The organism is Mesobacterium pallidum, assembly GCF_019966535.1.
Taxonomy (GTDB): domain Bacteria; phylum Pseudomonadota; class Alphaproteobacteria; order Rhodobacterales; family Rhodobacteraceae; genus Mesobacterium; species Mesobacterium pallidum.
The window spans coordinates 454707-468093 of the sequence record NZ_JAIMID010000001.1 but is presented as its reverse complement, the minus strand read 5'-3'; the positions used below and the strand labels follow the sequence as shown (position 1 = coordinate 468093).

General features: G+C 69.3%; 10 protein-coding genes. 6 read left to right on the top strand and 4 right to left on the bottom strand.

Translation table 11 applies throughout. The features are described 5' to 3' along the window. Positions 1-31 precede the first annotated feature (31 nt). From MF270_RS02115 to MF270_RS02100, 4 genes are all read left to right on the top strand, one after another. Complete coding sequence (locus MF270_RS02115; RefSeq protein ID WP_238364193.1) at positions 32-1162, top strand: acyl-CoA dehydrogenase family protein; 1131 nt, start codon at positions 32-34, stop codon at positions 1160-1162. Next, on the top strand, positions 1159-2136 hold the full coding sequence (locus MF270_RS02110; protein ID WP_238364192.1) for an acyl-CoA dehydrogenase family protein: 978 nt from the start codon (positions 1159-1161) through the stop codon (positions 2134-2136). The genes MF270_RS02115 and MF270_RS02110 overlap by 4 nt, the downstream gene beginning before the upstream one ends. Beyond that, entirely contained in the window at positions 2133-2957 is an 825-nt protein-coding gene (locus tag MF270_RS02105) for an SDR family NAD(P)-dependent oxidoreductase (RefSeq protein ID WP_238364191.1), read from the top strand. The genes MF270_RS02110 and MF270_RS02105 overlap by 4 nt, the downstream gene beginning before the upstream one ends. A 61-nt stretch (positions 2958-3018) precedes the next feature. Further along, the gene (locus MF270_RS02100; RefSeq protein WP_238364190.1) at positions 3019-4089 is read left to right on the top strand and encodes a methylglyoxal synthase; all 1071 of its coding nucleotides are present in this window, start codon (positions 3019-3021) and stop codon (positions 4087-4089) included. Positions 4090-4386: 297 nt separating this feature from the next. Here the strand turns inward: MF270_RS02100 and MF270_RS02095 are convergent, their stop codons facing one another. Both MF270_RS02095 and MF270_RS02090 read right to left on the bottom strand, forming a co-directional pair. Further along, on the bottom strand, positions 4387-4599 hold the full coding sequence (locus MF270_RS02095; protein WP_238364189.1) for a hypothetical protein: 213 nt from the start codon (positions 4597-4599) through the stop codon (positions 4387-4389). Positions 4600-4713: 114 nt separating this feature from the next. Further along, positions 4714-7083: a Tex family protein gene (locus MF270_RS02090; protein ID WP_238364188.1), complete on the bottom strand. Its 2370-nt coding sequence runs from the start codon at positions 7081-7083 to the stop codon at positions 4714-4716. Between the two features lie 115 nt (positions 7084-7198). Between MF270_RS02090 and MF270_RS02085 the strand changes: the two genes are divergently transcribed. Together MF270_RS02085 and MF270_RS02080 are read left to right on the top strand one after the other, a co-directional pair. Beyond that, complete coding sequence (locus MF270_RS02085) at positions 7199-7498, top strand: antibiotic biosynthesis monooxygenase family protein (protein WP_238364187.1); 300 nt, start codon at positions 7199-7201, stop codon at positions 7496-7498. Between the two features lie 112 nt (positions 7499-7610). Continuing rightward, positions 7611-10676, top strand: a complete 3066-nt coding sequence (locus MF270_RS02080) for a calcium-binding protein (protein WP_272490641.1) — start codon at positions 7611-7613, stop codon at positions 10674-10676. On the opposite strand, the gene MF270_RS02070 is transcribed toward MF270_RS02080, so the two are convergent. Further along, entirely contained in the window at positions 10666-11835 is a 1170-nt protein-coding gene (locus MF270_RS02070; protein WP_238364186.1) for an acetate/propionate family kinase, read from the bottom strand. The genes MF270_RS02080 and MF270_RS02070 overlap by 11 nt on opposite strands. After that, complete coding sequence (locus MF270_RS02065) at positions 11832-13220, bottom strand: bifunctional enoyl-CoA hydratase/phosphate acetyltransferase (RefSeq protein WP_238364185.1); 1389 nt, start codon at positions 13218-13220, stop codon at positions 11832-11834. The genes MF270_RS02070 and MF270_RS02065 overlap by 4 nt, the downstream gene beginning before the upstream one ends. Between the last annotated feature and the right edge of the window lie 167 nt (positions 13221-13387).

The window sequence follows — 13387 nt, the reverse complement described above, 5'->3', positions numbered from 1 at the left end:
CAATGTGGACTTTTTTGGGTACCGACCCCGCATGAGACTCCAGCTCTCGCCCGAGGATATCGCCTTTCGCGACGCGGCCCGCGCCTGGCTGCTGGACAACAAGCCCGCCACCCGTGCGCCCGAAGACGGGTCCGAGTCCCGCGCCTTTGCGCTGGACTGGCTGGCAAAGCTCTACGACGGCGGCTGGGGCGGCCTTGCCTGGCCGAAGGACTACGGCGGCCAGGGGCTGCCCCCGGCGCGCCTTCTGCTCTGGTACGAGGAATACGTGCGCGCCCGCGCGCCCTCGACGCTGGATTGCAGCTTTGTCGCCCTCAACCACGCCGGCCCGACGCTGATCGCCTGCGGGACCGAGGCGCAGAAGGCCACGCACCTGCCCCGCATCCTGAAAGGGCAGTCGATCTGGTGCCAGGGTTTTTCCGAGCCCGGCGCCGGATCGGACCTTGCCAGCTTGCGCACCACCGGCCGTGTCGAGGGCGACATGCTGATCGTCAACGGCCAGAAGATCTGGTCGAGCTATGCCGACATCGCCGATTTCCAGGAGCTGCTGATCCGCACCGAGCCGGGATCGAAACGCCACAAGGGCCTCAGCTGGGTCATCTGCGACATGTCCCTGCCCGGCATCACCATCCGCCCGATCCGCAACATGGCCGGGGCGACGCATTTCGCGGAAGTGTTCTATGATGACGTGCGCATCCCCCTGACACAGGTCGTCGGCGGGCTGCATGACGGCTGGACGACCGCCATGACCACGTTGGGCTTCGAGCGGCGCACCGCCGCCATGGCGCTGCAGCTGGACCTGTCGGTGCAGGTCGAGGACCTGATCGACCTCGCCCGCCCCACGCCGGGGTCCGCCATGGCCGAGCGGCTGTCGGACCTGCGGGCCGAGGCGGCGGCGATCCGCGCGATGACCTACCGCGTGGCCCTGCGCGAGCCCGCGACGCCCTTTGACGGCTCGCTCGTGCGGCTGTCCTTTGCCGAGCTCGAACAACGCATCCGCCGCGCCGCCATGGACATCCTCGGGCCTGCGGCGCTGGTCCATTCGGGGCGCGTGGCCGACTACCTTGAAAGCTATTCCGAGACGATCGCCGGCGGTACGGCCGAGATCCAGCGCAACATCATCGGCGAGCGGATCCTGGGCCTGCCGCGGGAGGCGCGGCCATGACGCTTGATCTGACGTTGACCGAAGAGCTGCGGCAGGTGCTGGACGCCGCCCAGCAGATGCTGGACACGCATTACCCCGTCTCGCGGCTGCGCGAGGGCGCCGCCGACCCCATGGCCCCGCTGGCTGAATTCGGCACCTTCCTGCTGGGCTTTCCCGAGGATGCGGGCGGCGCCGGCCTCGGCCGGGTCGAAGAAGCGCAGCTGCACAGCCTGCTCGGCCGCCACTTGGTCTCTCCCTCGGCCGTTGCAGTCAGCATCGCCGCCCGCATCGCGCTTGGCGCCGAGGACGTGGACCTCGCGCTCGCCATCGCGGGCGGAGAGGTCGCGGTCTGCGCGGGCGTGACCACGCCGGACGGTCCCCTGCTGATCGACGCGGGCGGCGCGGCCCATGCGGTGCTTCGCGACGGCGCAACGCTCAGCCTCGTCCCGCTCGCCGGCCTCGCCACCGAGGACGCGCCGATGATGGGCCACGGCCGCGCGCTGGCGCGCGTCACCAGCGCCCTGCCCGCCGGACCCGAAGCGCTGCCTGAGGTCGCCCTGCTGCATGACCTCCTCGTCTCCGCCCAACTGCTGGGCGTGGCCGAGGCCGCGCGCGACCTTGCCGTGGACTACGCCAGGACACGCGAGCAATTCGGCCGGCCCATCGGCGCCTTCCAGGCCATCAAGCACCACGGCGCCAACATGGCGCTCGGGGCGGAAATGCTCTCGGCCCAGCTCGACATGGCGGCGCTGACGCTTGATGCCCGCGCGCCCGATGCCGGGTTCCAAGTGGCCGCGCTGGCGCGCCTCGCGCCGCGTATCGCGCTGGAAAACGCGCGGCTTGGTATCCAGGTCCATGGCGGCATCGGCTTCTCGGCCGAGGCCGACGCGCAGCTCTATCTCAAACAGGCACATCTCTTGCGGGCGCTGCTCGGGCCACATGATATGCTGAGCTTTGACGCCCCCATGGCCCCGACCGGAAAGGCCCCGTCATGACCGACCAACGCGTTGCCCTCATCACCGGCGCCTCGAGCGGCATTGGCCTTGCCACCGCCCGCCTCTTCCTGGAACGCGGCGTGGCCGTGGTCGGCGTCGCTCGCGACCCGGCCAAGCTGCACGCCGCCGCCGAAAGCCTCGCGGGCCTGCCCGCCCCGTTCGAACCCTTCGCCGCCGACATCACCGCAGACACGGCGCCGGACGACGCGGTCGCCCATGCCATGGCCCGCTTCGGCCGCCTCGACCACCTCGTCAACAACGCCGGAATCGGCAGCCCCGCGCCGGTGCATGACACCGACGACGCCACGCTCGACCTGTTCCTCGACATCATGCTGCGCGCCCCCTTCCGCCTCGCCCGCGCCGCCCTGACCGCGTTCAAAGACGAGGCGACCATCGTCAACATCTCCTCGACCTACGCGATCCTCGGCGGGCTGCGCGGCGGCGCCTATTCCGCCGCCAAGGCCGGCCTCAACGGGCTGACCCTGCACATGGCCGCGCAATACGGCGCCGCGGGCATCCGGTCGAACGCCGTGGCGCCCGGCGTCATCCCGACCCCGATGACCGAACACCGGCTCGAGGTCGAAGCCTTCCGCCGCATGAACCACGACATGACCCCCGCCGCGCGCTGGGGCACGCCCGGCGACGTGGCCGAGGCGATCTGGTTCCTGTCGTCCCCCGCCTCGGGCTGGATCAACGGGCAGGTGCTGGCGGTGGACGGCGGCTGGACCTCGACGAAATACCTGTCCGAAGAGGCGCTGACCGCCCCGCGCGAAGCCGTCACACCCGACTGGACCCATTCAGGCCGCAAACCGCGCGGCTAGCCTTGGCTTGCAGCCCCCGCCCCGGCGCGCCACACTAGGCGCAACCAGACGGGAACGCGCCATGGCCTTCGATTTCATCCTGATGCTCACGGCGGATGACCGCACCATCCCCGACGCCCGCGCCCGGCTGGCCGAGGCGCTGGAAGGCGGCGTGCGCCACATCGGCTTCAAGGATGTCGGCCTGCCGCTTGCCGACCTCAAGGGCCTCGCGGACGAGATCCGCGCGGCGGGCGGGCGCTCCTATCTCGAGGTGGTCAGCCTCGACGCGGAAAGCGAGCTTGCCTCCGCCCGCGCCGCCATCACGCTCGAGGTCGACGTGCTGCTGGGCGGGACGCGGGCCGAGGAGGTGACGCAACTCACCCGCTGGCACCCGCTGCGCTACTACCCCTTCCCCGGCCGGATCACCGGGCATCCCTCGGTGCTGGAAGGGCCGGCCTCGGACATTGTCGCCTCGGCCAAACGCCTGACAGAACTGGAACATGTCCACGGGCTTGACCTGCTGGCCTATCGCTTCGACGGCGACGTCGAATCCCTCATGACCCAGGTCTGCACGGCCGTGGACAAGCCGGTCATCATGGCCGGCAGCATCGACAGCGCGGCGCGGGTCGAGGCGACGGCCCGTTCCGGCGCGGCGGGCTTCACCGTGGGCACGGCGGCACTGGCCGGGGCCTTCCCGGCGGCAGGGCCGGGGTTCGCCGAACAGGTCCGGTCGATCCTCGCGATCACCACCCAGGCCCGGCGCCTCTCGACCGCGCCGCGCCGCGTGGCGCTGGCGGCGCATGACAGCCGCAAGGCGCAGCTGCGCGCCTGGATCTCGCGCCATGCCGGCGCCCTGCACGGGCATCAGCTCTTCTGCACCGGCGGCACGGGGCGCATGATCGCCGCCGATCATCCGGACCTCACCATCCGCCGGTTGCAACGCGGCGCGCGGGGCGGCGACCAGCAGCTGGGCGCGTTGATCGCGACCGGAGAGCTTGACGCCGTGATCTTCTTTGCCGACCCTCTGCTGCCCCATGGCGGCGATGCGGACACCCAGGCGCTCACCCGGCTTGCCATGCTGCACGACACGCCCATGGCGCTCAGCCCCTCGGCCGCCGACATGGTGGCGGCCAGCCTGCTGGCCCCGCGCTGATCCGCTCTTCATTGTGCCCATAAACTCCGGGGGAGTCCGCCCAAGGGGCGGACGGGGGCAGCGCCCCCTTGCGCGGCCGCCGTCAGTCCAGCCGCTGCCGGAGATAGCGCCACAGCCGCATCGTCACCCCGTCGCGCCGCGGCACGAAGAGGCAATCCAGCACGAAATGCACGGCATTGAGTTCGGTCATGGCCCTGTCCCCCGATCACGACGCATCCCGGTGGATGCGGGATCCGCATACAGGCCCCATACGTCAGCCGCGTGACAGCGCGGCGCCGTCACCGAACCGTCACGGGATCAGGCCAGCCGCTCGAAGGGCGCGGGCACGAAGGACTCGGCCCAGGCGCGCAGCCCGGCGCGGTCGGCGCCATGGATCTCGGCCCGGTCCATCAGGCCCAGCACGTCGCGTGGGTCCCGCACCGGATGCGCCGCGCGGGCGTCGGCGGCGCGGGTCCAGACCGCGCGCACGCGGCCGGTCTCATCGGTCTCTGCAATCAGCATCGGCTTCATTGGCGCATCCCCTACGACTCACGCGATGTAATGAAATCTTAACAGTTTCGCGGCCCTTGAACGACAGGCAATGCCTGCGCGCAAGACACCGACGCTGCGTCGCGGCATCGGACCTTAGTCCTTCTTGCGCATGGCATCGAGCAGCGCAGCGCCGAGCGCCCCCGTGCCTGGCCCGGATTTCTCCTGCAATCCCGAGGATTTAGCCCCCCGCCTCTGGTCCTGCCGCTCATCCTGTCCCCGGCCTCGACCCGGCCCGCCCTTCGGCGCTGCGGCACGATCCTCGCGCTGGCCGCCGCGCGCCTCGCCCTTGGGCTGGGTCCCTGCGTCCTTGCGCATCGACAGGCCGATCCGCTTGCGCGGAATGTCGACCTCCATCACCGTGACCTGCACCACGTCGCCCGCCTTGACCACCTCGTGTGGGTCCTTGACGAAGCGGTCGGCCAGCTGGCTGATGTGCACCAGCCCATCCTGGTGCACGCCCACGTCGACAAAGGCACCGAAGGCCGCGACGTTGGTCACCGTCCCTTCAAGCCGCATCCCGGGTTTCAGGTCGCCGATCTCTTCGACCCCGTCGGTGAAGCTGGCGGTCTTGAAGCTGGGGCGCGGGTCGCGGCCGGGTTTTTCGAGTTCCGACAGGATGTCGCGCACGGTCGGCAGGCCAAAGCTCTCGTCCACGAAATCCTGCGCGTTCAGGCGCTTGAGCGCCGCACCGTCGCCCATCAGCGCGCGCAGGTCGCGCCCGCAGGCCTGCACGATGCGGCGTGCCACGCCGTAGGCCTCGGGGTGGACGGCCGAGGCATCCAGCGGCTCGTCGCCATCGCGGATGCGCAGGAAGCCGGCGGCCTGCTCATAGGCCTTCGGCCCCAGCCCCGGCACCTTGAGCAGCGCCTTGCGGCTGGGGAAGGCTCCGCTTGCATCACGGTGAAAGACAATCGCCTGCGCCAGCGACGGGCCAAGGCCCGCCACATGCGCCAGCAGCGGCGCGGAGGCGGTGTTGAGGTCCACGCCCACGGCGTTCACCGCGTCCTCGACCACGCCTTCCAGCGCCTTGGCCAGCCGCCGCTGGTCCACGTCGTGCTGGTACTGGCCGACACCGATGCTTTGCGGTTCGATCTTCACCAGTTCGGCCAGCGGATCCTGCAGGCGGCGGGCAATCGACACCGCGCCGCGAAGCGAGACGTCGAGGTCCGGGAATTCCCGCGCCGCCGTTTCCGAGGCGGAATAGACCGAGGCGCCCGCCTCGCTCACCACCACCTTGGTGGGCTTGGGCGCACCTGCGGGGAGCAGTTTCAGCACATCGGCCACCAACGCGTCGGTCTCGCGGCTGGCGGTGCCGTTGCCGATGGCGATCAGGTCCACCTTGTGCCTGGCGATCAGTCCCAGCAGCGTGGCCTCGGCCCCGCGCACATCGCGTTTGGGCTGGAACGGGTAGATCGTGGCCGTGTCGACCAGCTTGCCCGTGGCATCGACCACGGCGCATTTCACCCCCGTGCGAATGCCGGGATCAAGGCCCAGCGTCGCCTTGGCCCCCGCAGGGGCGGCCAGCAGCAAGTCCTTGAGGTTGCGGGCAAAGACGTCGATGGCCTCTTCATGCGCCCGCGCCCGCAGCTCTCCTAGAAGGTCCATGTACATGGACAGGCTCAGCTTGACGCGCCAGGTCCAGCCGGCGGCGTCACGCAGCCAGGCATCGCCGGGCCCGTCGCCCGCAACGCCGATGGTGGCGGCCACGATCCCCTCGGCCCGGCCCTTGTGCAGTTCGGGGTCGGGGGCGATCTCGATGCTTACGATCTCTTCCTTCGACGCGCGCAGGATCGCCAGCGCACGGTGCGAGGGGATGTCCTTCCACTGCTCGCGGTGGTCGAAGTAGTCGGAGAACTTGGCGCCCGCCTGTTCCTTGCCCGGCTGCACCTTGGCGGCGATCACCGCCTCGGCGCGCATGAACGCGCGCAATCGGCCCAGGAGGTCGGCGTTCTCGGACAGCTCTTCGGCCAGGATGTCGCGGGCGCCGGTCAGGGCGGCTTTCACATCGGCCACGTTCTCGGACACATAGCCTGCCGCCAGTGCCTCGGGGCTGGCCCTGCGGTCGTCGCGGATCGCGGTCAAAAGCGGCTCCAGCCCGTTCTCGCGGGCGATCATCGCCTTGGTGCGCCGCTTGGGCTTGTAGGGCAGGTAGATGTCCTCGAGCGTCGCCTTGGTCTCGGCCCCGGCAATGGATTTCGCCAGCTCGGGCGTCATCTTGCCCTGCTTGGTGATCTCGTCCGCAATCGAGCTGCGCCGCGCCTCGAGCTCACGCAGGTAGACCATCCGGTCGGCCAGGGTGCGCAGCTGTGTGTCGTCCAGCCCGCCCGTGACCTCTTTGCGGTACCGCGCGACGAAGGGCACGGTCGCGCCCCCGTCCAGCAGGCCGACCGCGGCCTGGACCTGGGTTGCGCTGGCGCCGATCTCGGTGGCGATGGTGCGGGCGATGCGGGCGGCTGTGTCCATGAGATCCTCCTGTCCGGGCCGCCGGTGTAGCCGCCCCGCGCGCCTCCGCGCAAGAGGGGATGGCGGGCTGCGGCGGATCATGGCAAGACAGGGTACGGAGTGGAGGAGTAGGACCATGATCCGCGAGATCGCAGAACTGACCATCAAGCCCGGCAGCGATGCCGCTTTTCAGGCGGCCGTCGCGCAAGCGGTGCCGCATTTCCAATCGGCCAAGGGCTGCCAGTCGATGAAGCTGGAAAAGGTGCTGGAACGCCCCGATACCTACCGGCTGATGGTCCTGTGGGACACGCTCGAGGCGCATACGGTGGATTTTCGCGACAGCCAGGGCTTTGCCGACTGGCGCGCGCTGGCCGGGCCGTTCTTTGCCGCCCCGCCGAACGTCTACCACACCGAGGTGGTGGTCGAGGGGTTCTGAGCCCCGCGCATTCCCCGTTCGAATCCCTTTGGGATCGCGCCGGACCGGCGTAGACTGACCGCATTTCAACGCGGGCCGTCGCGTCCGCGCGCATTGTGAAGGGGGTGGTCGCATGGCCTACATTCCGGGGACATCGAGCGGCGAGACGCTGCTGGGCACCAACTCTGCCGACACCATCGAGGGGTTCGAAGGTGACGATTCCCTCAGGGGCGAGAACGGCAACGACAGCCTCGACGGCGGCGACGACAACGACACGATCGAGGGCGGGCTGGGGCGCGACACGCTGATCGGCGGGCTCGGGATCGACTTTCTTTACGGCCAGGGCAGCAACGACCTGCTCAAGGGCGGCGCGGACAACGACTGGCTTTACGGCAATGCCGGCAACGACACGCTGCGCGGCGGCTCGGGCGACGACGTGTTGACCGGCGGCTATGGCAACGACAGCCTGCTGGGCCTCCTGGGCAACGACAGCTTCTACGTCCATAACGACGGCTACCAGGACACGATCGACGGCGGCGAGGACCACGACACCGTCTATTTCGACCTGGCCGACAGCGCCTGGCAGATATTCCTCGACCTTGGCTACGCCGCCGATATCGGCGGCAACGGGTCCTACGTGTTCCTGTCGAATGTCGAAGAGATCTGGGGCTCGTATTTCGACGACTACATCGTCACCACGGACGACGCGACGACCATCGTCAGCAACACCGGCAACGACACGGTGATCGGCGGCGACGGCGACAATTCGATCTCGGGCGGATCGGGGACGGATTTCCTGGTCGCGGGCGGCGGCGACACCACCGTCAACGGCCAATGGGGCAACGACACGATCCTCGTGGGCGGGCAGGACAACAAGCTGTACGGCGGCGAGGATGACGACCTTTTCGTGATCGAGCTGGCCGAGGCCGGGATGACCGGCCCGGACACCCTGTGGGGCGAGGCCGGCACCGACACCGTGCGCTTTCTGCTCGACGACACGCTGACCGAGTCCGCCTTCACCTATGGCAATGCCTTCTTCCAAACCGTCGAGGTGATCGAGGTCGCGCTGGCCCCCGGCGCCGCGCCGCAGGACCAGTTCCGCATCGCCACCCTGCGGTTCGACGCGCTGACCGAGATTCGCGGCACGGCCGATCTGGCCGACCTGACCCTGTCGGGCTGGCAGCTGTCGGCGACCGCCCTGCCTGCCGACCTGCGCGACATCGTGCTGGTCGACGTGAATGCGGGCGATTTCCTGTTCGAGCTGACGCTGACCTCGGCCGACACCGAGCTTGACGGTTCGGACGTGGGCGACTCCATCGACGGCTGGAGCGGTCAGGACACGATCCGGGGCCGGCAGGGCAACGACCTGCTGCTGAACGGCGTTCACCTCGAGGGCGGCGGCGGCGACGATACGGTCTGGGGCTCGACCGACCGCAATCCCAGCGACGAAGGCAACGCGATCTACATCTCGGGCGACTGGGGCGATGACGAGCTTGTGCTGGAACGCTCGGGCAGCTCAGGCGACACCTTCGGTTTTGGCGCCGACACGATCGATGGCGGCAGCGGGACCGATACGCTGGTGCTGATCACCGGCAGCACGGGCAACACCTTCGACATGCGCAGCGCGGACATTTCGGGCATCGAGGCGCTGGAGCATCGCGGCACGCTGACCCTGTCGAACCGCGGCATCCGGGCGCTCTTCGACGCCGACCAGTACCGGCTGGGGTCGCTCGCCACCGACCTGGTGCTGACCGGGCTTTACGAGGGCGGCGCGCCCGACACCTTCGCGCTGGAGCTCGACGCGGGCAGCGCGGACCAGGACATCGACGTTTCGGCGCTGCAATTCGATGGCTGGGGCGACGAGAGCTGGGTCGAGCTGATCGGGACGGCCAGCGCCAACCTCTTCACCGGCTCGGACGGGGCCGACCTGATGGAGGGCTCGGGCGGCAACGACACGCTCAAGGGCCGCGCGGGCAGCGACAGCCTGACGGGCGGCTACGGTGCCGACCTGCTGGAAGGCGGCGCGCAGTTCGACACCCTGGATGGCGGCAGCGGGAACGACACGCTGGTGGGCGGCTACGGCGCCGACAGCCTGATCGGCGGCGATCACGACGACCTGTTGCAGGGCGAATACCAGGCCGACACGCTGGACGGCGGCGACGGGTCGGACACGCTCGAAGGGGGCGATGGCGACGACAGCCTGCTGGGCGGCACCGGGGAAGACTGGCTTTACGGCGGGGACGGCCACGACACGCTCGACGGGCAATACGGCGCCGACCATATCGAAGGCGGGGAAGGCGACGACCTGATCCGCGACGCGGTGCAGGACGGCCCGGACGGCAACGACAGCTTTTACGGCGACGCGGGCGCGGACACGATCCTTGGCGATGGCGGCGACGACCTGGTCGAGGGCGGGTCCGAGGACGACAGCCTCGAGGGCGGCACCGGCAACGACACGCTGCGCGGCAACCAGCAGAACGACACGATCCGGGGCGGCGACGGCAACGACCTGATCGAGGGCGGGCTGCATGACGACCTGATCCATGGCGGCGCACAGGGCGACACGATCTACGGCGGTGACGGGGCCGACACGATCTATTCCGAGGGCGGGATCGACATCGTCTACGGCGGCACGGGCAACGATTCGATCTACGACGACGGGCAATCGGGCACCTACGGCGCCGACAGCTTCTACGGCCAGGGCGGGGACGACCTGATCTCGTCCGGGTCGGACCAGGGCGCGTCGAACCTGCTGGACGGCGGGATCGGCAACGACACGCTGTCGGGCGGCGCGGGCGACGACACGCTGCTGGGCGGCGACAACGACGACGAGTTGACCGACTGGGGCGGCGACGACGTGATGGAGGGCGGCGCGGGGCTGGACCTGTTCCACATCCGCGCCGGGCAGGACACGATCACCGGCGGCGCGGATCACGACACCTTCCGGTTCTATTTCACGGGGACCGAGCCCGAGACATTCAACGTCATCACCGATTTCGACCTCGGCGATGGCGAGGCGCTTGGCCTGTTCACCTACGACCTGCCCGCGATGCCGACATTTGCCGACGTGGCACAGGCGGATGTAGGGGGCGATCTGCAGGTCACTTTCCTCGGTGACCACATCATCCTGCTCGAGGGGGTCGCGGGGACTGTGCTGGACGCGGGGGATGTCTACTTCGACAATTTCATCAGCATGTGACGGCGGCGGCCGCGCGGGCGATCACCAGCTCTTCGTTCGTGGGGATGACCAGCGCTGTCACGGCGCTCGTCTCGGTGCTGATCCGCCCCCGCCCCGCCGCGTTGGCGGCGGCGTCGAAGTCGAGCCCCAGCCAGCCGAGGCCCGCGCAAACCTGCGCCCGGATCGGGGCGGCGTTCTCCCCGATCCCGCCGGTAAACACCAGCGCGTCGAGGCCGCCAAGCGCCGCCGCGAGGCTGCCGGTCTCGCGGATGATCCGGTGGCAGAAGTAGTCGACCGCCGCGCTAGCCGGCGCGCTGCCGTCCTCCAGCAGCGTCCGCATGTCCCGGCTGACGCCCGACAGGCCCAGAAGGCCGGACTTGCTGTAAAGCAGGTCCGAGATCTGGTCGGCGCTCATCCCTTCCTGCTGCATGAGATACAGCAGCACCCCGGGGTCGATCTGCCCGACCCGCGTGCCCATCGGCAAACCGTCCAGTGCCGTGAACCCCATGGTCGAGGCGACGGATGTGCCGCCCTTCATCGCACACATCGACGCGCCATTGCCAAGATGCGCGACGATCACACGACCCTGCGCCAGGTCCGGCGCGTCCTCGGCCAGTTTCCCGGCGATGTAATCATAGCTGAGCCCGTGGAACCCGTAGCGTCGCACGCCCTTGTTGTAGAACGCCTTCGGCAGACCGTAGGTGTCGTTGACGAAGGGCTGGCCCCGGTGGAACGCCGTGTCGAAACACCCGACCTGCCGCGCCTTCGGGAACGCCGCCAGCGCCGCCTGCACGCCCGCAAGGTTATGCGGCTGGTGCAGGGGGGCGAACGGGATCAGCCGTTCGAGATGAGCGATCACCTCGGGTGTCAGCTCGGCCGGGTCGCCAAAGGTCATGCCGCCATGCACGATCCGATGCCCGACCGCGCCGATCCGCGCCTCGGGGCAGCGCGCCTCGATCTGGGCCAGCGCGGCGCTCAGGGCGCCCGCGTGGCTGGGCGCATCCGTTTCGGACAGGTCGATGCGGACGGTCTCTCCGCCCTGCTCCAGCTTCATCGCCGCCGCGCCGCCGATGCGCTCGACCAGCCCCGTCAGCTCCGCCTCCGGGTCGCCCGTGCCAACCCGGAACAGCCCGAACTTCAGCGACGAGCTCCCGGCGTTCAGCGTCAGCACATGGCTCATGCGGCCCCCGTGAGGCGCGCGTGGTGCAGCGCCGCGACGGCGCAGGAGGCGAGGCGCGACATCTCGTCATCGGACCGCGAATTGAGGATGATCGGCACCTTTGCCCCCAGCACCAGCCCCGCCGCCTCGGCGTGGGAGATATAGGCCAGCTGTTTCGCCAGCATGTTCCCCGCGTCGAGGTTCGGCACCACGAGGATCTCGGCCCGCCCCGCCACGGGCGACACGATCCCCTTGGTCCGCGCGGCGGCAAGATCCACCGCGTTGTCCATCGCCAGCGGCCCGTCGACCAGCCCGCCGGTGATCTGCCCCCGTTCCGCCATCTTGGACAAAAGCGCCGCGTCGATGGAGCTGGGGATGTCCGGGTTCACCGTCTCGGTGGCCGACAGCACCCCCACCTTGGGCTCGGCGATGCCGATGCTCAGCGCCAGGTCGATGGCGTTCTGGGTGATGTCCACCTTGGTCTTGAGGTCCGGCGCGATGTTGATCGCCGCGTCGGTGACGAGGATCGGGTGCATCACTCCCGGCACATCCATCACGAAGACATGGGTAAAGCGCCGCCCCATCCGCAGCCCCGTTTCCTTGTCGAGCGCGGGACGCAGCAGCATGTCTGTGTGCAGGTGCCCCTTCATCAGGGCCTGCGCGCGCCCCTCGGTCACCAGCGCGACCGCGCGGCGGGCGGCGGCGTGGTGGTCCATCTCCTCCACGATCTCGATACCGTCGAGGTTGACTCCCAGCTCGGCCGCCGCCGCCGCGATCCTGGCCGGGTCGCCCACCAGGATCGGCTCGATGATCGTGTGTTCGCGGGCCTTCAGCGCCCCGCCCAGCGAATTGGGTTCCTCGGGGCAGACCACGGCGGTCACCAGCGCGGGCAGCGGGGCGGCCTGTTTCAGGATCTTTTCGAAATGGCGGTGGCGCTGGACGATCAAGCCGGGCAGGTCATGGCTGTTCAGCACGATCTTGCGGCGCGGCGCCTCGACCTCGGCCACGCCGGACAGGATCAGCGCGCCATCGGCGGGCCGCGTCACCTCGGTCGCCAGCGTCACCGTGGCATCGCGGTCGTTCTTGCCGGTCACGGTCACGGCGGCGAGCAGGTCGTCCCCCGCATGGGCGCGGTTGTGAAAGACGAAGCTTTGCGCGCGGTAGAGCGTTCCCGCCCCCGGCATCACGTTGCCCAGCACGGCCGAGATCAGCGCCCCGACGAACATGCCCGGCACGATCGCCTCGGGCTGGCCATCGCCGTCGCCATCCTGGTCGTACAGGTGCATCGGGTTGTGATTGCCCGAGACATTGGCAAAGACCAGAAGGTCGTCCTGCGTGCAGAGCCGACGAAGCTCTTCGCGGTCGCCCACCTTGATTTCGTCGAAGGTGCGGTTCTCGATGATCATGCCCAATTCCCGTCTGCCACGCCGTGCACTCCGGCCCCTTGTGCCATGGGGCCATGACCGCACCGTGAAATCAATGACATGGCCGGGCATGTGGCGCAACGTCGGGCCCGGACACCCGGTTTGCGGGCCGTGCCGGGCGAAAAGGCGCCCCGAACAGTCACGGCCGG

What these genes read in the sequence shown, in the direction of transcription:
- MF270_RS02100 (WP_238364190.1), top strand. Translation starts at nt 3,019, where the DNA reads ATGGCCTTCGATTTCATCCTGATGCTCACGGCGGATGACCGCACCATC.
- MF270_RS02095 (WP_238364189.1), bottom strand. Translation starts at nt 4,599, where the DNA reads ATGAAGCCGATGCTGATTGCAGAGACCGATGAGACCGGCCGCGTGCGC.
- MF270_RS02065 (WP_238364185.1), bottom strand. Translation starts at nt 13,220, where the DNA reads ATGATCATCGAGAACCGCACCTTCGACGAAATCAAGGTGGGCGACCGC.
- MF270_RS02080 (WP_272490641.1), top strand. Translation starts at nt 7,611, where the DNA reads ATGGCCTACATTCCGGGGACATCGAGCGGCGAGACGCTGCTGGGCACC.
- MF270_RS02115 (WP_238364193.1), top strand. Translation starts at nt 32, where the DNA reads ATGAGACTCCAGCTCTCGCCCGAGGATATCGCCTTTCGCGACGCGGCC.
- MF270_RS02085 (WP_238364187.1), top strand. Translation starts at nt 7,199, where the DNA reads ATGATCCGCGAGATCGCAGAACTGACCATCAAGCCCGGCAGCGATGCC.
- MF270_RS02070 (WP_238364186.1), bottom strand. Translation starts at nt 11,835, where the DNA reads ATGAGCCATGTGCTGACGCTGAACGCCGGGAGCTCGTCGCTGAAGTTC.
- MF270_RS02090 (WP_238364188.1), bottom strand. Translation starts at nt 7,083, where the DNA reads ATGGACACAGCCGCCCGCATCGCCCGCACCATCGCCACCGAGATCGGC.
- MF270_RS02110 (WP_238364192.1), top strand. Translation starts at nt 1,159, where the DNA reads ATGACGCTTGATCTGACGTTGACCGAAGAGCTGCGGCAGGTGCTGGAC.
- MF270_RS02105 (WP_238364191.1), top strand. Translation starts at nt 2,133, where the DNA reads ATGACCGACCAACGCGTTGCCCTCATCACCGGCGCCTCGAGCGGCATT.